Annotated in this window: 21 protein-coding genes; 14 read left to right on the top strand and 7 right to left on the bottom strand. The window is 40.2% G+C overall.

Annotated features, from left to right (window positions below):
- The first annotated feature begins 334 nt into the window (after nucleotides 1-334).
- The 5 genes from H9564_RS07475 (at nucleotide 335) to H9564_RS07455 (ending at nucleotide 5,074) form a co-directional block, all read left to right on the top strand.
- Entirely contained in the window at nucleotides 335-1,609 is a 1,275-nt protein-coding gene (locus H9564_RS07475) for a UDP-N-acetylglucosamine 1-carboxyvinyltransferase (RefSeq protein WP_191684879.1), read from the top strand.
- Nucleotides 1,610-1,705: 96 nt separating this feature from the next.
- Nucleotides 1,706-1,951, top strand: coding sequence for a type B 50S ribosomal protein L31 (locus H9564_RS07470; RefSeq protein ID WP_003717829.1), 246 nt, complete (start codon nucleotides 1,706-1,708; stop codon nucleotides 1,949-1,951).
- A gap of 134 nt (nucleotides 1,952-2,085) precedes the next feature.
- Nucleotides 2,086-3,402 (top strand): PTS transporter subunit EIIC, encoded by a 1,317-nt coding sequence (locus tag H9564_RS07465; RefSeq protein ID WP_318241083.1) that lies wholly within the window; start codon nucleotides 2,086-2,088, stop codon nucleotides 3,400-3,402.
- Nucleotides 3,389-4,288: an alpha/beta hydrolase gene (locus H9564_RS07460; RefSeq protein WP_191684877.1), complete on the top strand. Its 900-nt coding sequence runs from the start codon at nucleotides 3,389-3,391 to the stop codon at nucleotides 4,286-4,288. Before H9564_RS07465 ends, H9564_RS07460 begins: the two co-directional genes overlap by 14 nt.
- A gap of 66 nt (nucleotides 4,289-4,354) precedes the next feature.
- Nucleotides 4,355-5,074, top strand: coding sequence for a class A sortase (locus tag H9564_RS07455; RefSeq protein ID WP_191684876.1), 720 nt, complete (start codon nucleotides 4,355-4,357; stop codon nucleotides 5,072-5,074).
- A 263-nt stretch (nucleotides 5,075-5,337) separates the two neighbouring features.
- Here H9564_RS07455 and H9564_RS07450 read toward each other — a convergent pair whose 3' ends face one another.
- Nucleotides 5,338-5,808 (bottom strand): low molecular weight protein-tyrosine-phosphatase, encoded by a 471-nt coding sequence (locus H9564_RS07450; RefSeq protein WP_191684875.1) that lies wholly within the window; start codon nucleotides 5,806-5,808, stop codon nucleotides 5,338-5,340.
- Nucleotides 5,809-5,969: 161 nt separating this feature from the next.
- Between H9564_RS07450 and H9564_RS07445 the strand changes: the two genes are divergently transcribed.
- From H9564_RS07445 to H9564_RS07430, 4 genes are all read left to right on the top strand, one after another.
- Nucleotides 5,970-6,533: a LemA family protein gene (locus H9564_RS07445; protein WP_225209607.1), complete on the top strand. Its 564-nt coding sequence runs from the start codon at nucleotides 5,970-5,972 to the stop codon at nucleotides 6,531-6,533.
- Between the two features lie 10 nt (nucleotides 6,534-6,543).
- On the top strand, nucleotides 6,544-7,443 hold the full coding sequence (gene htpX, locus H9564_RS07440) for a zinc metalloprotease HtpX (protein WP_191684874.1): 900 nt from the start codon (nucleotides 6,544-6,546) through the stop codon (nucleotides 7,441-7,443).
- A gap of 161 nt (nucleotides 7,444-7,604) precedes the next feature.
- A complete protein-coding gene (locus tag H9564_RS07435; RefSeq protein ID WP_191684873.1) occupies nucleotides 7,605-8,987 on the top strand; it encodes a UDP-N-acetylmuramoyl-tripeptide--D-alanyl-D-alanine ligase in 1,383 nt (460 codons plus the stop codon).
- A gap of 64 nt (nucleotides 8,988-9,051) precedes the next feature.
- On the top strand, nucleotides 9,052-10,554 hold the full coding sequence (locus tag H9564_RS07430) for a DEAD/DEAH box helicase (protein ID WP_191684872.1): 1,503 nt from the start codon (nucleotides 9,052-9,054) through the stop codon (nucleotides 10,552-10,554).
- 54 nt (nucleotides 10,555-10,608) lie between these two features.
- Here H9564_RS07430 and dltD read toward each other — a convergent pair whose 3' ends face one another.
- Genes dltD through H9564_RS07405 form a run of 5 tightly spaced genes read right to left on the bottom strand, consistent with a single transcriptional unit; the run spans nucleotide 10,609 to nucleotide 15,062 of the window.
- Nucleotides 10,609-11,904, bottom strand: coding sequence for a D-alanyl-lipoteichoic acid biosynthesis protein DltD (gene dltD / locus H9564_RS07425; RefSeq protein ID WP_191684871.1), 1,296 nt, complete (start codon nucleotides 11,902-11,904; stop codon nucleotides 10,609-10,611).
- The gene (dltC, locus tag H9564_RS07420; RefSeq protein ID WP_191684870.1) at nucleotides 11,897-12,136 is read right to left on the bottom strand and encodes a D-alanine--poly(phosphoribitol) ligase subunit DltC; all 240 of its coding nucleotides are present in this window, start codon (nucleotides 12,134-12,136) and stop codon (nucleotides 11,897-11,899) included. Before dltC ends, dltD begins: the two co-directional genes overlap by 8 nt.
- Nucleotides 12,137-12,164: 28 nt before the next feature.
- A complete protein-coding gene (gene dltB / locus H9564_RS07415) occupies nucleotides 12,165-13,379 on the bottom strand; it encodes a D-alanyl-lipoteichoic acid biosynthesis protein DltB (protein WP_191684869.1) in 1,215 nt (404 codons plus the stop codon).
- Nucleotides 13,376-14,902, bottom strand: a complete 1,527-nt coding sequence (dltA, locus tag H9564_RS07410) for a D-alanine--poly(phosphoribitol) ligase subunit DltA (protein WP_191684868.1) — start codon at nucleotides 14,900-14,902, stop codon at nucleotides 13,376-13,378. The genes dltB and dltA overlap by 4 nt, the downstream gene beginning before the upstream one ends.
- A 16-nt stretch (nucleotides 14,903-14,918) precedes the next feature.
- Nucleotides 14,919-15,062 carry a teichoic acid D-Ala incorporation-associated protein DltX gene (locus tag H9564_RS07405; RefSeq protein WP_081446198.1) on the bottom strand — a complete coding sequence of 48 codons (144 nt, stop codon included), beginning with the start codon at nucleotides 15,060-15,062 and terminating at the stop codon, nucleotides 14,919-14,921.
- A gap of 255 nt (nucleotides 15,063-15,317) precedes the next feature.
- On the opposite strand from H9564_RS07405, the gene acpS reads away from it, so the two are divergent.
- The 4 genes from acpS (at nucleotide 15,318) to codA (ending at nucleotide 19,585) form a co-directional block, all read left to right on the top strand.
- Nucleotides 15,318-15,680, top strand: coding sequence for a holo-ACP synthase (acpS, locus tag H9564_RS07400; protein ID WP_191684867.1), 363 nt, complete (start codon nucleotides 15,318-15,320; stop codon nucleotides 15,678-15,680).
- Complete coding sequence (alr, locus tag H9564_RS07395; protein WP_191684866.1) at nucleotides 15,673-16,797, top strand: alanine racemase; 1,125 nt, start codon at nucleotides 15,673-15,675, stop codon at nucleotides 16,795-16,797. The genes acpS and alr overlap by 8 nt, the downstream gene beginning before the upstream one ends.
- Nucleotides 16,798-16,980: 183 nt before the next feature.
- Nucleotides 16,981-18,357: a cytosine permease gene (locus tag H9564_RS07390; RefSeq protein ID WP_191684865.1), complete on the top strand. Its 1,377-nt coding sequence runs from the start codon at nucleotides 16,981-16,983 to the stop codon at nucleotides 18,355-18,357.
- Nucleotides 18,347-19,585, top strand: coding sequence for a cytosine deaminase (gene codA / locus H9564_RS07385; protein WP_191684864.1), 1,239 nt, complete (start codon nucleotides 18,347-18,349; stop codon nucleotides 19,583-19,585). The genes H9564_RS07390 and codA overlap by 11 nt, the downstream gene beginning before the upstream one ends.
- 213 nt (nucleotides 19,586-19,798) lie before the next feature.
- Here the strand turns inward: codA and cbpA are convergent, their stop codons facing one another.
- Nucleotides 19,799-20,434, bottom strand: a complete 636-nt coding sequence (gene cbpA, locus H9564_RS07380; protein WP_182581443.1) for a cyclic di-AMP binding protein CbpA — start codon at nucleotides 20,432-20,434, stop codon at nucleotides 19,799-19,801.
- A gap of 268 nt (nucleotides 20,435-20,702) precedes the next feature.
- Between cbpA and pth the strand changes: the two genes are divergently transcribed.
- Nucleotides 20,703-21,263, top strand: a complete 561-nt coding sequence (gene pth, locus H9564_RS07375) for an aminoacyl-tRNA hydrolase (RefSeq protein ID WP_182581442.1) — start codon at nucleotides 20,703-20,705, stop codon at nucleotides 21,261-21,263.
- The last annotated feature ends 110 nt before the right edge of the window (nucleotides 21,264-21,373 follow it).

The following is a 21,373-nucleotide window of genomic DNA, read 5'->3' as shown; positions in this document are numbered from 1 at the left end:
GTTGTGGTAACACCATTAAAGACCTTGATGGGTTTTTCTGTCCACTTAAATGTTCAACTTAAATTTTACAATCTGCCATTGTATAACGAGGGGACAGCAAATGTCCTCTTTTTTGTATAAAAAAATCTGGAATGGAATCTCTATCCATACCAGAAAGTGTATACCCAAATAACCATTCAAAATTATTTAAGATTGCCTACAAAAGGTTGTAATTTGTTAAATTTTTAATTATCATTGTTATTGACTGTTTTGATTGAGAAACTGTCAATATTTAGCTAAAATTAAATTAAAAATATTATAAAAATATAGAAGTTTTAAGTGAGGAAACACGGACATGAAAAGAATGATCATTCAAGGAGGAAACCGACTCTCGGGTGAAGTTACGATCGGTGGTGCCAAGAACAGTACGGTTGCTTTGATCCCAGCAGCAATTCTAGCTGATACTCCAGTTGAATTTGATACTGTTCCAGATATCTTGGATGTTCACAACTTAATGATCATTTTGGAATCGATGAATGTTAAATCATCATTTACTCACGGATTTTTGGAAATCGATCCGACTCAGATCATTGAAGCTGAACTTCCAAGCAAAGCAATTAAAAGTTTACGGGCTTCTTATTACTTTATGGGTGCCCTTTTAGGACGGTTCCATCGGGCGACTTTAACATTTCCTGGTGGGGACAATATTGGACCACGGCCAATCGACCAACACTTGAAAGCTTTTAAGGCGTTAGGTGCTTCTGTTAGTGAAAATAATGGAACTGTTCATCTTGATGCACCAAACGGTCTTCACGGAACGCGGATTTTCTTAGATATGGTATCTGTTGGGGCAACGATTAATACAATCTTAGCTTCGGTTCGCGCTAAGGGAACAACTGTGATTGAAAATGCCGCGAAAGAGCCGGAAATTATCGATTTAGCAACATTTTTAAATAATATGGGTGCACAGATTCGTGGTGCCGGAACCGATACAATTCGGATTACTGGGGTTGATACGTTACAATCAATGAATACTCACACAATCATTGCAGACCGGATCGAATCCGGAACTTACCTGGCAATGGCAGCGGCTGTTGGTGATGGTGTGATGGTTCATAACGTGATTCCAGAACACTTGGAATCATTTACCAGTAAGATGATTGAAATGGGGGTTGATCTCCAAATCGATAGCGATAAGATTTATGTTCCTCGGGTTACACATTTGAAGGCAATCCATGTTAAGACAATGCCATTCCCAGGATTCGCGACCGACTTACAACAACCACTTACTCCCTTAATGTCACTTGCTGAAGGGGATAGCACGATCGTTGATACGATCTATCCAAAGCGAGTTAAGCACATTCCAGAATTACAAAAGATGGGAATGAGTATTGAAGCTCATGACGGGATGATTGTGGTTAAACATACTGATCACCTCCATGGTGCTGAAGTAAGTGCCGGTGAAATTCGTGCGGGTGCTGCATTAACGATTGCTGGCCTGATGGCAGAAGGAAAAACAGTAATTAATAATGCTGGTAATATCCTTCGGGGCTATGACCGGATCGTTTGGAAGTTAAACCGCTTAGGAGCAAAAGTTTCTATTGAAGACGATAGCTCAGTAAAAATTTAATTAGTCTATTGCATCGATAATTAATTCATGTTATCCTGATAGGGTTGATTATCTATGTTTCAGGCAATGATTCATGGCAAAGGAGCGTAATAAATTATGAAACAAGGAATTCATCCAGATTATCATCCAGTAGTATTCCAAGATGCATCTACTGGTTACAAGTTTCTTTCAGGTTCTACTGTAACCTCAAGTGAAACTATCAAGTGGGAAGACGGTAACGAATACCCATTAGTACGAGTTGAAGTTACTTCTGATTCACACCCATTCTACACTGGTAAGCAAAAGTTTACTCAAGCAGATGGTGCTGTGGACAAATTCAACAAGAAGTACGGTCTCAAGTAAGACTAACTTTACTTGTTCAAAAAAGACGTTGGGATTTCCCAACGTCTTTTTTTATCTAAATTATTATTTAAATCGGTGTAGACAACACTAAGGTATGTATAATGAAATTAGCTTTTCAAAAGGAATGATGATTTATGCTTCGACGTTTCATATGGGCAATAATGAAGCTGAACGGCTGCTCGTTTTTTCGAGTGGTTCGCCAGACGCTGTCAATGTTATTTCCCTTTGCGTTATTAGGATCATTTTCGCAAATGATCTACCGAACTTTCCTCAGTCAAAATGGTTTGTTCTATAACATTGTCTATTTCGGTGATTGGGTTCCTGATTGGTTAATGACTGGATTGCAGTCTGCTTTTATCGGAATCGATAAGATTATCTTTAACCTTTTTGGGATATTAGTAGCTTATGCAGCAGCTAAGTATACCGCGAGGATTTACCATCGGGATTCTCAGCTCGCTGGGGTAACGGGAATTATAGTGATCCTGATTATTGCATTTGAGTATGGCCACGTTACGATCGATCGGGCAACCAATTTTAATTGGCGTCTTTTAGGGACGCAAAGTTTATTAATTGCCTTGATCGTTGGCTATGCGGTAGGACAGATATATCATTGGCTAGGTGTTGAATGTAACTTTCAAAAGACTAACCAGATTATTAGTGTCCGTGAGCGTTCATTGTACGCAATGAAGCCATTAGTAATGTCTGTTATTTTGGCAATGATTTTTACGTATATCCTTAACTTTGGTTGGCTAAGTAAGGTTCTGCGAAATGTCTATTCCCAGATGATTTCTGTTGGCCATAATAACCAGGGGATTTTACTAACAATTGCCGGAACAATGTTAATAACAACATTTGATTGGCTCGGTTTAGGTTCCATTGCCAATTCAGGAATGATTTTAAGCGGTGGACCATTTGCTAGCAACCTTAGTTATGCCCTTCGTCATGGTTCGGCATGGAATGTTCCTCACCCGTTTTTTGGTGGTTCCTTGTATAACTCCTTTGCTAATTTTGGTGGCAACGGATTGTTACTTGCTTTGACCGTCGCAATTATTATTTCTTCACGGAGTCAGGGACAACACCAGGTTGCCAGGTGGACATTAATTCCCACACTCTTTAATTCAGAATATGCCGCAATGATTGGTCTTCCGATTATTATGAATCCCCTTTACTTGTTCCCAATTTTATTATTACCGGTTGTGAATATTGCGATTGCTGCTGGGGCAATTATGATCCATTTGATCCCACCAACACCATATCCGGTTTTAATGGGGACACCGGGGCCGTTAATTAGTTTCATCGCTAGTAATGGGAATTGGCTCGTATTGATCTTTACGTTAGCTTTATTCGTCTTAGATGTTTGGTGCTTCATTCCGTTTGTTAAAATTATTGATCATTTTGAACAGAAACTGTATTTAGACCCTTCGGAGGTGGATTATTATGCTCAAGATTGAGGAAAATCCACGCAAGAAAAGTCGTCGAATTCTAATCTCGTTAATTGTTGTACTGGTCTTAATCGCTTTGCCAACCTATATTTGGATGAAACACAGTAACAAATATTTAGCACTGCAAGAAAAGTCACGAATGTCACCGGTAATTATGGTTCCTGGTAGTTCTGCGACTAAGGAGCGATTTAACCAGTTAATTCAAATCCTTAATAAGAATACCCAGAAAAAACATAGTGTTCTAAAGATGGAAGTATATAATAACGGAAAGATCAGTTATAACGGAACGATTGCACGAAACGATAACGAACCGTTTATTATTATTAGCTTTGAAAATAATAAAGATGGTCTTTCTAACATCAGAAAGCAAGCTTCAATGTTAAATGAGGCATTCGGTGAATTGACTAACCAATACTATTTCAATAATTTTAAGGCGTTTGGTCATTCGAATGGTGGATTAATTTGGACATACTGGTTAGAACATTATTATTCAGAGTATGACGACCAAATTAAGATTAAAAGTTTAATGACCTTGGGAACACCGTATAACTTTGCGGAAAAGTCAATTGAGACACCAACACAGATGTTTACAGAATTGAAAAAATACCGGAATAAACTTCCCAAGACACTGAACGTCTTCTCAATTGCCGGCACGGAAAATTATGATTCAGACGGCTTAGTTCCTGAGGAAAGTGTTCAAGCTGGTAAATATATCTTTCAAAAACGTGTTGCCCATTATACAACGATGACCGTGACTGGGGATGAAGCACAGCATTCTAGTCTTCCACAGAATAAACAAATTGTGAAAATTATTGAGGAATACCTCCTTGATGGTAAGAACCCTAATAATCCGGTTAATCGGCGGGAAACTAATCAGAATAATGATGATCGCTAACCTATTCAAAAAACTTAAAACAGGTTATACTATTGCTAGCTTACTAAATGAAAGGAAATTCTGAAGTTGAAACAACAAAAGCAAAGAAGAGCTCGCGGTTGGCTTCGCTGGACTGCGGTAGTCATCCTACTGTTAGTTGCAGTAGTCCTCATATTTAACCAACAGATAAAGTACTACTTAACGGAAAGTTACCGACCACAAATTACTCGGCAAGCAATTCAAAAGAATCAAGCCAAGCAAAGTAGTGCTAACTATGACTATAGTGATGCGCAAGATTTAAGTCTCCAAACAGTTGCGAAGGCACGGGCAAAGAAACAGCCGATTAATATTATTGGTGAAATTACCGTCCCGGCCATTGACCTAACGATTCCAATTGCTAACGGAGTCGACAACACAACGTTAGCTTTGGCGGCCGGAACAATGCGGCCAAACATGAAGATGGGTGAGGGTAACTATGCGTTAGCTGGTCATAACATGGCTAATGGTAGTAAGGTTCTTTTCTCACCACTTTACTCCAAGTCTAAGGTTGGTCAAAAGGTCTATATTACCGATTTGAAGAATGTTTATGAATATAAGATTTATGAACGGAAAATTATTGATCCATCAGAAGTTGAAGTTGTTAACAATACCAAGGACAAGATTATTACCTTGATTACGTGTGATGAAACCGGTGCTCACCGTTTAATGGTCCGGGGGAGTTATGTTAAGAAGATGTCGTTTAATAAGGCTCCACAACAAGTCCAACACAACTTCAGCAGTAAGTACACAACTGGAAGAAATTCATAAAAAATAAGAGGGCTCCAAAGCTAGGTAAATCCGAACTCTGGAGTCCTCTCTGCATTTATTAGGAATTAAGGTAAATTACTTTTCTACCTTCTTGGCTTCATCCATTGCCTTCATTAAGGAAGGATTCTTTGAATGACAATCCTTGATCATTTGGTAATCTTCTTCACTTAATTCTACAACATACTTTGCCATATTGAGGGCCTCACTTTCCATTAATCGTAACTATACTATACCACAAGAAATTAGTGAAATTTGCTGAAAATTTATTGAGCTTGAACTTCATTATTTAGTTTAGTTAACCAGTAGGGAAGGGCTTCAGCAAGACTTTGATATGTATCTTCAAAACGGTGAGTATACCAAGGATCAGGAATAATGGTTCCAGCTTTACCCGGGACAATATCATATGCTTGGTAGATTTTATGGCGATCATTTACTGGTGCCATCCGTAAGAGGTTCCGCTTATTCATGTCATCCATACAAACGATATAGTCTGCAGAATCAAAGTCAGTCTTAGTGATTGGCCGTGAAATAAGGCCGCTTGGATCTAGGTGATGGTGGCGCATTACTTTTTGTGCACCGGGATGTGGTGGGTTACCTTCTTCTTCATTACTGGTTGCTGCAGAGTCAATTTCAATCTGGTTACTTAAATTCTTTTCATCAACCATTTGGCGAAACATCGCTTCTGCCATTGGGGAACGACAAATATTACCGAGACAAACAAAGAGAATCTTCATTTTGACCACCTCATTGAGAACTTTTCTCTATCATACCGAATTTGCTAATATTTTGCTAAATTAGTGACCTGGTTATCGCTCAGTAACCATGGATTTGGTATTATAGTGGGTACTGAGAAATTATTTTGTTAAATAACAAGTTAAAAGAGGAGGAAGAGAATATGATAGCGACAATTGTTATGATTGTAATTGTGATATTGCTAATCGCCTTGTACGCTGGCCTATATAATGGCTTGGTTCAATTACGAACTCACGCTCAAGAATCTTGGAGTCAAATTGATGTTCAGCTTCAACGACGGAATGACTTAATTCCTAACTTGGTATCAACGGTTAAAGGTTACAGTAAATACGAAGCAAGTACTTTAGAAAAGGTTACTCAGCTCCGGAGTCAGCTAGAAAATATTCCTGATAGTGATCGAGCACAAAAAATGGCAGTTTCTAATGAATTAACGGGAACGTTACAGTCATTATTTGCAGTTGCGGAAAACTACCCTGATCTAAAGGCTAGTACCCAATACCAATCATTGATGGAAGAACTAAGTAACACTGAAAATAAGATTGCTTATTCCCGTCAATTGTATAATTCAACTGTTGCTAACTTGGATGCCAAGATCCAATCATTCCCAAGTAACATTATTGCTAAGATTCACCACTTTAAGCAAATGGACTACCTTCAAGTACCTAAGGAATCAAAGTCAGTTTCTAAGGTTTCATTTGATGATTAGGTGATTTAAAATGTTGTATCAACAAATCGCAAGTAATAAGCGGAAAACGATCCTAGTATTGACCGGGTTCTTTATCCTTGTTGCTTTAATCGGTGCAGCAATCGGCTACCTTTTTGCTGGAACTGCTGTTGGTGGAATTATTATTGCGGGAGTTCTGGTGGCTATCTACATGTCAGTGATGATTAGCCAGTCGACTGAGGTAGTGATGAATATGAACAATGCACGTGAGATTCATTCTGCACAGGAAGCACCAGAACTATGGCATGTGGTTGAGGACATGGCGATGGTTGCCCAAGTACCAATGCCGCGAGTGTTCATTATTGATGATCCAAGTCCTAACGCCTTTGCAACTGGTAATGATCCGCAGCATTCAGCCGTTGCGGCAACAACTGGTCTTCTCCAAATTATGAACCGGGAAGAGCTGGAAGGAGTTATGGGGCATGAAATGAGCCACGTCCGGAACTATGATATTCGTCTTCAGACAATTGCCTTAGCATTAGCTTCTGCAATTACAGCCCTGGTTAACTTTGCTGGTAACTTTTGGTGGTTTGGAGGGAGACGAAGCTCTAATGATGATGATAATGGTGCAGCTGGCGTTTTTGCCATAATTGGTTCAATCTTGCTGATTATCTTAGCACCTTTAGCAGCTTCAATTGCTCAAATGGCATTGTCGCGTAATCGTGAGTACCTAGCCGATGCTGGTTCTGTAGAATTAACGCGAAATCCCCATGGCCTTATCAGTGCGTTAGAGAAATTGCAAAACGCACAGCCGATGAAAGATGTGGCGCCAAGTAGTTCCTCGCTATACATTAGTGATCCTGAGCTTAACCGCCATCATAAATGGTTTGCCCACCTCTTTGACACCCACCCGCCGCTTGAGGACCGGATTAAGCGGCTAGAAGAAATGTAACTGTTAACTTAATATCTTCAATTTAATAGTCACCAGGAGCCGATCCGTTTATCGAGATTCAGCACCTGGTGACTTTATTATCGTGCTGCTTTTTAATCTATTCGTGACGTGATATAATTAAAAAGCTAGACTTAGATATAGGAGATAGAGGGAGCTTTTCCATGAAAATGAAATTGGCCGAAATTGCGAAGGCAATCGGCGCAGAAAACAATATTGAACAATGGAAAGATGTTGAAATTACGAGTGTGGCTTTTGATAGTCGGCAACTCGATTCCGGAGCATTATTTATTCCACTTCAAGGGGCCCAAGATGGTCACCAATATGTTGAAAGTGCTTTTGCCAATGGCGCAGTTGCTACTCTATGGGCAAGTGATCATGATGTAACAGTAGCAGATGATCAACCAATTCTGGTTGTTGATGATCCGCTTGAATCGTTACAAGAACTAAGTAAGTACTACTTGCACAAGATTAATCCAATCGTTGTTGCGGTTACCGGAAGTAATGGTAAGACAACGACTAAGGATATGACAGCTTCAATCCTTAGTACCCAGTTAAACGTTACTAAAACCCACGCTAACTTTAATAATGAGATTGGGGTGCCAGTAACCCTATTGAATATGGAATCCAGCACTGAAGTTGTCGTTGTTGAAATGGGAATGGATCGTCCTGGACAACTTGATTTCCTGAGTAAGTTAGTTTCACCAGATTTTGCGGTCATTACAATGATTGGTGAGGCTCATATTGAATTCTTTGGGACGCGTGATAAGATTGCCGATGCTAAAATGGAAATCACTCACGGCTTGAAAGAAGACGGCACCTTTATTTTTAATGGTGATGAACCACTTCTTCAAGAGCGAGCAGCTGATGTTGAACAACACGAGATTACGTTTGGGCGTCAGTTAACGGATAATTTCTACGCAACTAGCGTTAAGCAACACGAAGCGTCAATTGACTTTAAGGTTAATGAGTGGCCAGACGAAGAATTCACGATTCCAATGGTTGGTGAATATAATGTTAATAACGCATTAGCGGCAATCGCTGTCGGTAAACAACTCCACATTACACCAGCTCACATTAAAAAGGCATTGAAGAATGTCGAATTAACCGAGAATCGTGCGGAATGGATTGAAGGTGCTCAGGGTGAGCATATTTTAAGTGATGTTTATAACTCAAATCCAACCGCTGCTAAGCAAGTTTTGAAGACAGTTGAAGAATTACCAACGAGCGGGAAGCGGATCGCTGTATTGGGTGATATGCTTGAATTAGGGGATGCTTCGGCACGGCTTCATGCTAGTTTGGCTGGAAACATTGATGCTGACAAGATTGAAGAGGTTTACCTTGTTGGCCCAGAAATGAAGAATCTTCAAAATGAACTGGAGAATAACGGTTATCCTGCTTCAGCAATTCATCATTATTCGACGGATGAACTAGATCAATTAGTTGCAGATTTACAGGCAACCATTAATGCTGAGGACCTCGTGCTATTGAAGGCTAGCCACGGGATCCATTTAGAAAAAGTTTTAGCAAAATTAACAACAAAATAAATCGCAAGACCAGCCGACAGACAGAGCTTGTTTAGTCGGCTGGTAATTTTTAGGAGGAACATATTTGAAGTTTAGTGAATTAGGATTGTCAGATAGTTTGTTAAAGGCAATCAAGCGCAGTGGTTATGAAGAGGCAACACCGATTCAGGAACAAACCATCCCAATGGTGTTGAAGGGTCAAGATGTAATTGGTCAAGCGCAAACCGGAACAGGAAAGACCGCAGCGTTTGGGTTGCCGATTATCGAACATGTTGATACGGATAATCCAAATATCCAAGCGATTATTATTTCACCAACTCGTGAATTAGCAATTCAAACACAAGAAGAATTATTCCGTTTAGGAAAGGATAAGCATGTTCGCGTTCAGGTTGTTTACGGTGGGGCAGATATTCGTCGCCAAATCCGTAACTTGAAGCAACACCCACAAGTTCTCGTGGGGACGCCGGGTCGTCTTCGTGATCACTTAAACCGGCATACGGTTAAATTAGATCATATTAAGACATTAGTTCTTGATGAAGCTGATGAAATGCTTAATATGGGATTCTTAGATGATATTGAAGCAATTATCAACCAAACGCCTGCTGATCGGCAAACACTGCTCTTTTCTGCAACAATGCCACCAGAAATTAAGAAGATTGGTGTTAAGTTTATGACCGATCCAACGATGGTACGGATTAAGGCTAAGGAATTAACCACTGATCTTGTCGATCAATATTATGTTCGGGCTCGTGACTACGAAAAATTTGACATCATGACCCGTTTAATTGATGTTCAAGATCCTGACTTAACAATTGTTTTTGGCCGGACAAAGCGACGGGTTGATGAATTATCTCGTGGTTTAGTTGCCCGTGGTTACAATGCTGCAGGAATTCATGGTGACCTAAGTCAAGAACGCCGGACTAAGATTATGAAGCAATTTAAGCGTGGCGATCTTGATATTTTAGTTGCTACGGACGTTGCAGCGCGGGGATTAGATATTTCGGGAGTTACTCATGTTTATAACTATGATATTCCTTCTGATCCTGATAGTTATGTCCACCGGATTGGCCGGACAGGCCGTGCCGGACATCATGGTGTTTCCTTAACCTTTGTAACACCAAACGAAATGGACTACTTACGTGAGATTGAAAAGTTAACTCGCGTCCGGATGCTTCCTTTGAAGCCACCAACTGCTGAAGAAGCCTTTAAGGGCCAAGTAGCAAGTGCCTTTAATGATATTGATGAATTAATCGCTCAGGACTCCACAGAACGTTACCAGGAAGCTGCTGAGAAGTTATTAGCTACTCATGATGCAACCGATCTTGTTGCTGCTCTTTTGAATGAAATGACAAAGCAACCAGCAAGTGATGTTCCAGTTAAGATTACCCCAGAGCGACCATTGCCACGACGGAGCCACCGTAATGGTCGCTCTGGACATGGTTACCGTGGTCCACGCGATCGTCGCCATAATAACTATAATCACCGAAGAAGAAATAATGGTGGTCGTCGTTCTCACCGTAACGATAACCACGGTAAAAGTCATTCTAGTCGTCATTCTTTCAACATTCGTCATCGGAAAGAAGACTAGGAGCCATAATAAAAAGACGTTAACATTCAGAAACTTGGACGTTAACGTCTTTTTTTATTTATCTAATTCGTGAACCTTAAATTGATTAAGGTTTTGTTGAGTTGGAATTAGGTTAGCCCATTTCTGGGTTAAGAACTGGTTACTCAACCGGTAGTGTGGTTGTGGTTGCTGTTGTTCAATAAACTTGCTTGTTGCACTATCGAATTTGACCCAACCAGCATAACCAATATGAATAGTATCTTCCATGAAATATGGTTTATTCCCATCGTGGGAAAGATCCAGGATGTTATTAAAACCTTGTTGTTGAAGTTGGAATTTAATTTTGTTAACAGTGCGGTAATACATCTGCATGTCCATGCCAGTATATGCTTCCCAACGACCGTTAACGGGTGGAATAACAAACATTACATTTGTATTGTTATTCTTAAATTGATTTAACACGACTTGTAAATCACCATATTCAGGTGATTGGTTGTAGTTAAAGTGACGCTGTGAGTTCTTTAATTTCTTCAAGTGAGGTTTAACATTCTTTGTATAGAAAGAATTCTTAACGTGGAAACTGTTATTATCAGTATCCTTAGCCGCCTTATCAATGGCCATCTTGTGAAGTTGTTTTTCATTGTATTTTGCCGGAAGTTTATCTACTTTTGGCTTAACAAAACGGTCATAGTTATTATCCAACTGTAAACCAGAGAATAATGCATCTTGGTGTTGGAGTAAGGTTAAGCGGAAGTTAAGAACTGTTTTATTCCAACCACTTAATGGCTTCCCTTGGGCAATTTTAGTAGCGTTATCAGCTACAGTACCATTATTACCAATCATTTGAAGCAATCGCTTTGCAACATAGCGATCATAGGGTGATTTTGGATTAGCCTTTTTTAACCAAGTAAGATCGGCTAATTCGCCATTGTAGTATTTAAAAGCGGGAGGCAAAATCCCTTTTTTAACAAACCATTGAGGCGAAATAATATAGACAGCTTTTTTGTCTTTTAATTGGCCTTCAATAGTGGTGATGTTAAAGAATTGAGGGAGTGATTGTGCCCCACGTTGCCCTAGCAGGAAAGGGGTGTAATTATGATAACGTGCCGCCATAATGGACGGGTGAAAATTATCGAAGCGCCGTAATTCACTTGAACCAAAGAAGGGAACGTAACGAGTATTTTTATCGGAAAGTGCTTGTTGCTTAATCTTCTGATTTTTAAAAATTACGGGACTAAGTGATGCAGCAGCACGTTGTTCAGTCTTAGCTGAATAATGGCTACCAAGTGGCATTGTAAAAAGAATTAAAATTAGAACAAAGGCAAGAATAACTGGGCCAAAGATATACCACAGCCGCTTGCGGTTAGTCATTTTGGAGCTCCTTTACACGATCAACCATCTTATCAACAGAACTCCATTGGCTCCGGTCAAATTCAGAAACTGGTACTTGGATACCAAATTGATCTTGAAGTGCCAAGAGAACACTAACTGTAGCCATTGAGTCTAATAATCCATCAGCAAAAAGATCTTCACTAGTGTCACTAAAGTCACTTGCGTCTCGACCAGTTACGTCAGCTAAAATATTAATAATATCGTCTTTCATTGTTAAAATCCTCCTAAATAAATGTCGGTTACCCAAAGAAGTAAGTATTAAGGTAACCACTAAAAAGTAAGAACGTAAACATTACGAAGTTAAATGTTACGAAAATGGCAACACATTCTGTGAACTTGTTATGCGGCATCTTCTTCAGGTGCTTTCGCTTATAACGTAACCACCAGTCATTAACGACAAGGGCAAGTCCGTGAAGGAAGCCATATAGAATATAATACCATGTAATTCCGTGCCAGAACCCCATTGTTAACATGTTAAGCATGTAGGCGGTAGCTGACAATGTATTTCGATTCTTGAACCAGCGCTTCTTTGTTGCCATAAAGACAAACCGCATAAAAATGTAATCACGGAACCAGAATGATAAACTAATGTGCCACCGGTTCCAGAATTCCTTGATGTTCTTCGACTTAAATGGTTGCTTAAAGTTCATTGGCGTCTTAACGCCCATGAAGTAACTAATGGCAACCGCAAAGAGGGAGTATCCTGCAAAGTCAAAGAAGAGGTAGAAACCGTAAGTGTACATAACGCCAAGCATATTCCAGGAAAAGAAACCATCGCTCATCGCTGCTTGTTCAAAGTGCGGGTAGAACCGTTGACCGAAGAAGTAGGCAATTACAAACTTATAAAGAAAACCAAGAAATAGGTAAAAAACACCTTTTTCAACTAGTTTTAGGTAATCGGAGCGTTCAGGTACTTTTTGATAGTCCTTAGAAAAACGCCGGTAACGATCAATTGGTCCGGAAGTAATTGTTGGCATAAAGAGCATGAAGCGGATAAAGTGCCAAGGAGTAATCTCCTTTACCATTCCATCACGGGTTTCGATAATTGTTCCGACAGCCCTGAATGTAAGGTAACTGATCCCAAGGAAACCAAGAAGTGAGTTATGACCAACCATTGCTGGAGATAATTTAACAACAATAATTGGAATCAAGGAGAGAAATGAGAACAGGTAAAAGACACCTGCTGAATTCTTTGTATTTCTGTAATGATGGTAGTACATCACTAAACATGTTTGATAAATTACGTACGCAATTAATGAGAATAATTGTTGCCAACTAGCTCCATCAAACATCAGAAAGATAAAAATAAAACTAATTAGTGCTTCGTACCACTGAAATCGTTTGCCAAAATAAAGACCAATGCCTAACGGGAGCAAGGCAAGCAATAAGTAAATAAAGTAGTTAGGTGTCCCGTAAGCAGTGAAATTAGGTAAACTTGAAAGCCAATTAATCATTGGTTAGCCTCTTTAATTAATTGTTTAACTGCAATCTTGCCATTTGCAGACATTGGGAATGAATCCCGGTAAATAAACTGGGTTGGCATCATGTAAGGCATGATCAATCCCTTAAGGCTTTCACGAATTTCCTTGGTTAGTTGTTCCTGATCCTTAACTTCTTCTTTAGGAATTACGTAAGCAATCAGGTGGGCAACTTGACCATTCTTATTGTATTTTGGTGCAGCAACAGCTTGCTTGATTAATGGACTCTTCTCAAGACTTGCCCGGACTTCATCGAGTTCAACCCGGAATCCGTGAAGCTTGATTTGAAAATCCATCCGCCCCTTGTGGTGAAGAAGACCATCTGCATCAAGTGTTCCGGCATCCCCAGTTCGGTAAGCAGGAACGCCATCAATCTTAAAGAAGGCCTTCGCAGTTTTTTCGGGGTTATTCATGTAACCACGGGCTACGCTATTTCCGCTAATAATGATTTCTCCCTCTTGACCTGGTTCAGTTAATTGCTTATCACCGTCCCAGATGGAAAGTGATACTCCTGGTTTAGCGTAACCAACCGGAAGTCGATCATTATTAGCAACGATTTCTGGTGTGATTTCAATTCCAGAAATTGCTACTGTTGTTTCGGTTGGACCATAAGTATTGAAAATCCGCGCGTGAGGGAACCGCTGTTGAAGTGCCTTGGCTGTTTTAACGGTTAGCTCCTCACCACAGAACATGAAAATACTCAAGTCTGGCATCTTATCTTCATTAAATGCAGGACTCAACATTAACATATCCGCAAATGAAGGGGTCCCAACAAAGACATTTAGATCTAAGTTTGGTAGTGCGGTAAACATTTGCCCGAAGTTTTCGACTACTGAGTGCGGAAGTGCCTTAATGGTTCCACCATTCAATAAGGCCGGCAACCAGTACATATTAGATAAGTCAAATGAGTATGGTGGTTGACCAAGGAAGTTAGCATGTTCAGGAATATCAAAGTCCGTATCAAGAACCCAGTCAACGAAGGTCTTGAAATTATCATGGCTAACTTCAACTCCTTTAGGAGAGCCAGTTGTTCCTGAAGTGAAGAGGACATAAGCCAATTCATCTCCGGAAACTGGATTCTTTGGAATAAATTCTTGTTTTTCTGCTAATACGCTGGCGAGTTGTTCTTTAGAAACTACTCGAGCATCGAAGTTAAGCTTGTCACTTGGAAAATCATCAACAGCGATAATTAATTCTGGCTTAGCCGTATCTAAGATTGACTGGATCCGCGGAATGGCGGAATCAGTTGAAACGGGAATGTAAGGGTGTCCCATCTTTAGTGCAGCTAGGAAGCTAGTGATCATTTCAACTTGGTGATCACCAAAAACCAGGACTGGACTCTTTGGGGTAAGGTCTTGCTTAGTAAGCCAAGCTGCTAAGCTATCAGTATTAGTTTTTAGCTCACCATAGCTTGTTTGCTTTCCCATTTCATCATAAGCAACCCGCGTTGAATTATCCTTGGCGACTTGGTCAAAGGCAGTAACGATATTTGTATTCAATTCTATTTCCTCCACATTAGAATTCATTGTAAATGAACGGTTCTTGACCTGCTCCATAATAACCATATAGGTAGATTAATAGGAGAATAACGATAAAGTAGAATACCGTTTTTAAGATGAACGTTAGTGCAGGATGATTCTTAATACTTTTACTAAAGATTACGAATCGCTCCTTTCGCTTATAAAAAGCAAATGTGACATAGCGATTTTAGCTCGCTATGGTAAATTAGTTAATTATTAATGCAAAAATTTAAGATATTCGTAATTAAATTTTCACACCTATTTATTATAGATAATTTGCGTTAAGGTTCAAAGTAAAATAATGTAATCTTGCGAATTATTATTTTTTTGTGAGAAAATAATAATTCAATATAATATAAGAAACGAAATTTTTAAGTTATAAGAGGTCATGACAGTGATTAAAGGAATTGGGATCGATATTACTGAGATCGAACGGATTCAAGAGATGATTCAAAAGCACCCCCAATTTGTCCTTAAAATACTGACACCAACGGAAAGGTCACAGTATGAAAAAATGGGTGGTCAACGGGCTGTTGAATACTTGGCCGGTCGGTGGTCATTAAAAGAGTCTTTTTCTAAGGCGTACGGGACCGGAATTGGTAGTGCGGTCGGTTTTCAAGATATTGAAATAGTAGATAATCAGTTGGGGGCACCGATTGTTACTCACTCCCCATTTAATGGTAGGGTGCATGCTTCGGTCAGTCATACTGCAGTAAATGTCATGACAGAGATTATTTTGGAGGAAAAAGATGATTAGTGGACGTTTACGTGATACAAAGTTAATCGTTGATTTAGGCGCAATTAAGCATAATATTAATGAGCAGAAAAAGTTGTTAGCTCCAGATAGTAGGATTTTAGCGGTTGTGAAGGCAAATGCCTATGGTAATGGTCTTGTTCCGGTAGCAAAGACAGCAATTGCCGCTGGTGCAACTGGTGCTTGTGTAGCGATCCTTGATGAAGCACTTGAACTACGGGATAACGGGATAACGGCGATGATCTTAGTTCTTGGGATAGCGCCAGTTGAAAATGCCCACATTGCCGCGGAAGCTGGGGTATCGTTAACGGTTGGTTCTTTGGATTGGCTTGAAGCATACCACCAGATGGCACAAGTCCAACATTGGACAAAACCACTGAAGGTTCACTTAGGTATTGATTCTGGAATGGGCCGAATTGGTTTTACGACTGTCGATGACTTTAATGAGGCGGTTGCCGTTCTTCGTAAATATCCTGAATTCGAATTTGAAGGGATGTTCACTCACTTTGCAACGGCGGATAGCGCTGATAATGGTTATTTTAATAAGCAGGTTAATAAGTGGGAACAGTTTGTAAATAGTTTAGATGTATTACCACCATTTGTTCACATGGCTAACTCCGCAACCGGGATGTGGCACCGCGATAAGATTACGGCAAATACCGTAAGGATGGGCATTTCTATGTACGGGCAGAACCCATCCGGTCGAGAATTAAATGCAACATTAGATTTGAAGCCGGTAGAACAATTAGTTACCAGTATTAGTTTTGTAAAAAAACTTCGTGCAGGTGAATCAGTGAGTTATGGTGCAACCTACACTGCAAAAGAAGATGAGTGGTTAGCGACCTTGCCAATTGGTTATGCTGATGGTTATCCACGGTGCATGACAGGATACAAGGTCTTAATTGACGGTGAATTTTGTGATATTGCTGGTCGGGTCTGCATGGATCAGATGATGGTTCGGCTGCCTAAGCATTATCCTGTAGGCACAAAGGTAGTTTTGCTGGGTCGTTCGGGAAATAATGAAATAACGGCCAATGATCTGGCTGACCAGGCAGGAACAATTAATTACGAAATCATGACGAACATTAGCAACCGGGTTCACCGTATTTATATTGATTAATCCCTTGACATTAATAATCCATCTGCTATAATTTTATGTAATTTAGAGGTCCTTTAATGTAGCCCCGTGAGACTACGAAAGACTACCGAATAAGTAAGCAGTGATCCATAGTCGATCACGCGAATTGGCTAGCCTTGAGTTCTTTACGGGACTCAAGGCTATTTTTTATTAGGAGGAACGATTGTGGAAGATAAACAACACACGCCAATCTTAAGTATCCCGGTGAAAAGTCGGCGAACAACCCGGTGGGATATGTTTGCAACCTGGGTTGGGGCAAACGCAAATAACGGAACGTGGTTTGTTGGGGGTGTCCTGGCAGCCTGTGGATTTGCCGTAGCGATGAAAGTCCTAGTTCTTTCATCAGCCTTATCGTATGTTTTCTTAAGTTTGATTGGGTACATCGGTTATAAAACCGGTGTTTCAACGATGGCAGTTAGCCGAGCATCATTCGGGGAACGTGGTAGTTATCTGCCTTCATTAGTTAACATTACCCAGTTTATCGGCTGGACGGCAGTTAATACTTTTATTGCTGCTCAATCGGTTAGCCTTCTTTTCCATCAACTACTTCATTGGCCAATTTGGGGACAGCCCGGTGGTGATAAGGGCTTAGTTGTGGGGATCTTAATTATGAGCGTTCTTCACATTCTCAGTGTTTCAAGTGGTTCCCGTTCAGTTCAATTGATTGAACGAATTGGGATTATCCTTGTCTTTATCTTTGTGATTTGGGAATCTGTTGCTGTTTTTAAGACAGTTTCGATGAGCCAAATTATTGATTGGCACGTTCCTGCTAATGCACGAATGGCTACAGGGGCAGCGATTGATTATGTTGCTGCTTTTAACTTAGCCTGGGTGACTGCTGGGGCCGACTTTACCCGGTTTACTTCAATTAAAAATAACGCAATTCACACACCATTTTGGGGAGCCTTGATTGGGGTCGTATGGTTTGCCTTCATTGGTTTGATTTCTACGATTAGTATTGCAATCTCAAGTGGCGTCTACAATGCAAACAATTCAGATCCATCAACGATTGCAAGCAAACTTGGCCTTGGTGTAGTTGCCTTCTTAGTAATTATCTTGACTTCAATGACTGCTAATGCGGTTAACCTCCTTGCAGCTGGTTCAGCTTTATCCAATATTTTTATCCGCCTACGTTTGAAATATTCATTATGGATTGTGGTTCTCCTAGCAACGGTGGTAACTTTTATCCCAATGTTCGTTGGTAGTTTCTTGGATACTTTTGAATCCTTCCTTGATTACGTTGGAATGGTTCTGGGACCAACAATTGCCATCATCTGCACTGACTTCTACATTCGCGCGCACCGTCACTATGATGTTAAGCAGCTCGGGTTAATTAATGGTAAGTACTGGTACCACCACGGAATTAATTGGATTGCATACCTCGTCTTTGCCTTAGGGGTTGCGTTCTTTATTGCAGTCCATCAGATGCCAATTTTTGCGAATACAGTTGGCGCAACTTTTGTTGATATGGTTTTAAGCGGAGTACTTTACTACATTTTGATGGCCATTTACGACCGGAAAGGAGCACGTCATGCTAATTAAGAATGTTCATGTTGATAACGAAGAAGAATTAAAAGATGTTCGGGTTACTGATGGTCAGTTTACTGAAATTGCAACAGAAATTAAGCCACGCGAAGGTGAACAAGTAATTGAAGGTAACGAAGCATTAATGTTACCACCATTTGTTGATTCTCATGTTCACCTTGATGCAACCTTGACTGCCGGTGAACCCGAATGGAACGAAACGGGGACACTATTTGATGGAATTCGTATCTGGAGCGAACGAAAGCAGGATCTTTCGATTGAAGATGTTAAAAAGCGGGCAAAGGCAACCATTAAAAACATGGTTGGTCATGGTATTCAGCACATTCGTAGCCATGTTGACGTAACTGATCCCCATTTGATTGCTGCTCAAGCATTGCTCGAATTACGAGAAGAATTAAAGGATCAAATTGATTTGCAATTAGTTGCCTTTCCTCAAGAAGGAATTCTTAGCTTCCCTCATGGTCGTGAATTAATGGAGCAAGCAGTTAAGGAAGGACTCGACGTTGTTGGTGGGATCCCTCATTTTGAATTTACTACCGAGTATGGTTGGCAATCAGTCCACTTCCTGATGAAGTTGGCTGATCACTACGATCGCCTGGTTGATGTTCACTGTGATGAAATCGATGACCCAGCTTCACGTAACCTTGAAGTTTTGGCTACTGAAGCCTATGAACGAGGAATGAAGGATCGGGTGACTGCTAGTCATACCACCGCCATGGGTTCGTACAATGATGCTTATACTTATAAGCTATTCCGTCTGTTAAAGATGAGTGAGATTAACTTTGTAGCTAATCCATTGGTCAATATCCATTTAGGTGGTCGATTTGATACCTATCCAAAGCGACGGGGGATGACCCGGGTAAAAGAATTAACCGAAGCGGGGATGAATGTTTCTTTTGGTGAAGATGATGTTCAAGATCCATGGAACCCACTTGGTAATGGGAACATGCTCGATGCAGTAACGATGGGTGTTTATGCAGGACATTTAATGGGTTACCACCAACTTCAAGATGCCTTTAAGTTTGTTACCTATAATGGAGCCAAAACGCTTCATATTACTGATAAATATGGAATTGAGGTTGGCAAACCAGCGAACTTCATTTTGCTAAATGCTCCTGATTTCTACAATGCCTTAAACAAGCATGTTGAAGTATTAGCTAATGTCCGTCACGGAAAAATTCTTGCTCAGACTAAACCAGCAGAGACGAAAATAAACTTGGAATAAAAAAATAAGGTGGTAAGAAAAAACATTTTGTTTTTTCTTACCACCTTATTTTCTGTCACTAATATTCTTTGAACTTATAGAGTCTAATCGCGGGAATCAACCAGAGCCTTCGAGGCTAACTACGAACGATTCTGATAATTACATCATCATTCATCGTTCTAGGTTAGCCGACCAGGCTCTCGAGGAGGTTAATTCCCAGCTCCCTCCCTATTTTTATGCTTTATGTAAGTCTTCAATTTCAGTTACTTCAAAGCCCTTCTTTGTTAATCGGCGAACGATCCGTTCCATCCGGTCATGATCGACATCGGTTGGTAATGTGAAAAGGACTTGTTTCACTGACGAATGGTCAGGATCTAATGAGATGACGTTAACGATTTGACAGAACCGTGTAATTTCTTTAGCAGCATTCATTAAGGCTCCCCGTTCGTCATGGGCAACAACTGTTAAGACGTAACTTCCGTTATTAACATTCCAGCCCGCGGCGAGCATCCGGAGTAAACGATTATGGGTGAGGATACCATAAAATTGGTTATTTTCGTCTAAAACAGCGATGTACGGCAAGTCACGAATTGCGAAGAATACGGAGAAGAAAGCAGCGTTAATTGAAACAAACTTAGTGGAGTTTTTAAGGAGCGAAGTTACGGGAAGAGTCATATCACCGTTGCGTGACTTATGACGGTAAATATGCATCTTGTAGATATTACCCCGAAAAATCTTTCCTGATTTATCTAAAATAGGGACACACCGGTAACCGGTATTTTCAAGAACTGTTAATGCTTCCTGTAAGGTCGCATTTTCAGGGAGTGTTGTAAGTTCTTCTTTCTTTTTAATGAGCGAACTGAAAATCATAATGTTCTTCCTTTACTACAAACGTTTTAGTGCATAAAACATCATAACACATTATTTTCACTTATATTAGAACAAGATGAGAGAATTAAGAATAATTAATGTAATAATGTCGAGAATGGTAATCAACGTGAATCGTTTTAGTTTTAGTCATAGCTACGGTATAATAACATGCAGGTAATTCTACATCAGAATTAGATGAAATAAATAAGCACGGGGCTGCAAGTAAGGCGGCCTTTTTGCATTTCGCTTAGAGGGGGACGAATAAATAATGAAGATGATTGTTGGCTTAGGAAATATCGGAACACGCTACGATGAAACCCGTCATAATACTGGGTTTATGGTAGTTGATCAATTAGCACGAGACTATCATTTAGGGGCCTTTACTCACCTTAAACAAGAGGCAGTGGCGGTTACTGGAATGATTGATGGTGAAAAAGTAATGCTAGTTAAACCCACAACCTTTATGAATGATTCAGGAAGAGCTGTAGGTCCACTAGTTGACTACTATGATATTGATCTTGATGATTTAGTAGTGGTTAATGATGACCTTGATATGCCAGTTGGTAAGGTCCGGTTGAAAACCCATGGTGCTTCAGGTGGTCACAATGGACTAAAGAGTATCATCAACGCTTTAGGCACTAATAAGTTCAACCGGGTTAAGGTTGGAATTGATCATCCTCAACACGGAACCGTTGTCAGCCATGTCCTTGGCAAATTTACTAAAGATGAACGACCAAACTTTGACCAAGCCGTCCTCACCGCCGAACACGCCCTTGAAGACTGGGTTAAAGGCAAAGACTTTGCAAGTTTGATGAATGAATACAACTAGAGTGCTTTCGCCCTAGAGAATTTCCGAAAGGCTAGCGATTTCTCCTGACGAAGGCGACTTGCGCCTAGGAAGGGGGTCGCTAGCTCTAGAAAATTCGGGCGAAGCACGTT

The sequence above is a fragment of the Limosilactobacillus avistercoris genome, assembly GCF_014836425.1.
GTDB lineage: Bacteria > Bacillota > Bacilli > Lactobacillales > Lactobacillaceae > Limosilactobacillus > Limosilactobacillus agrestimuris.
This window is presented reverse-complemented; position numbering and strand designations above follow the sequence as displayed.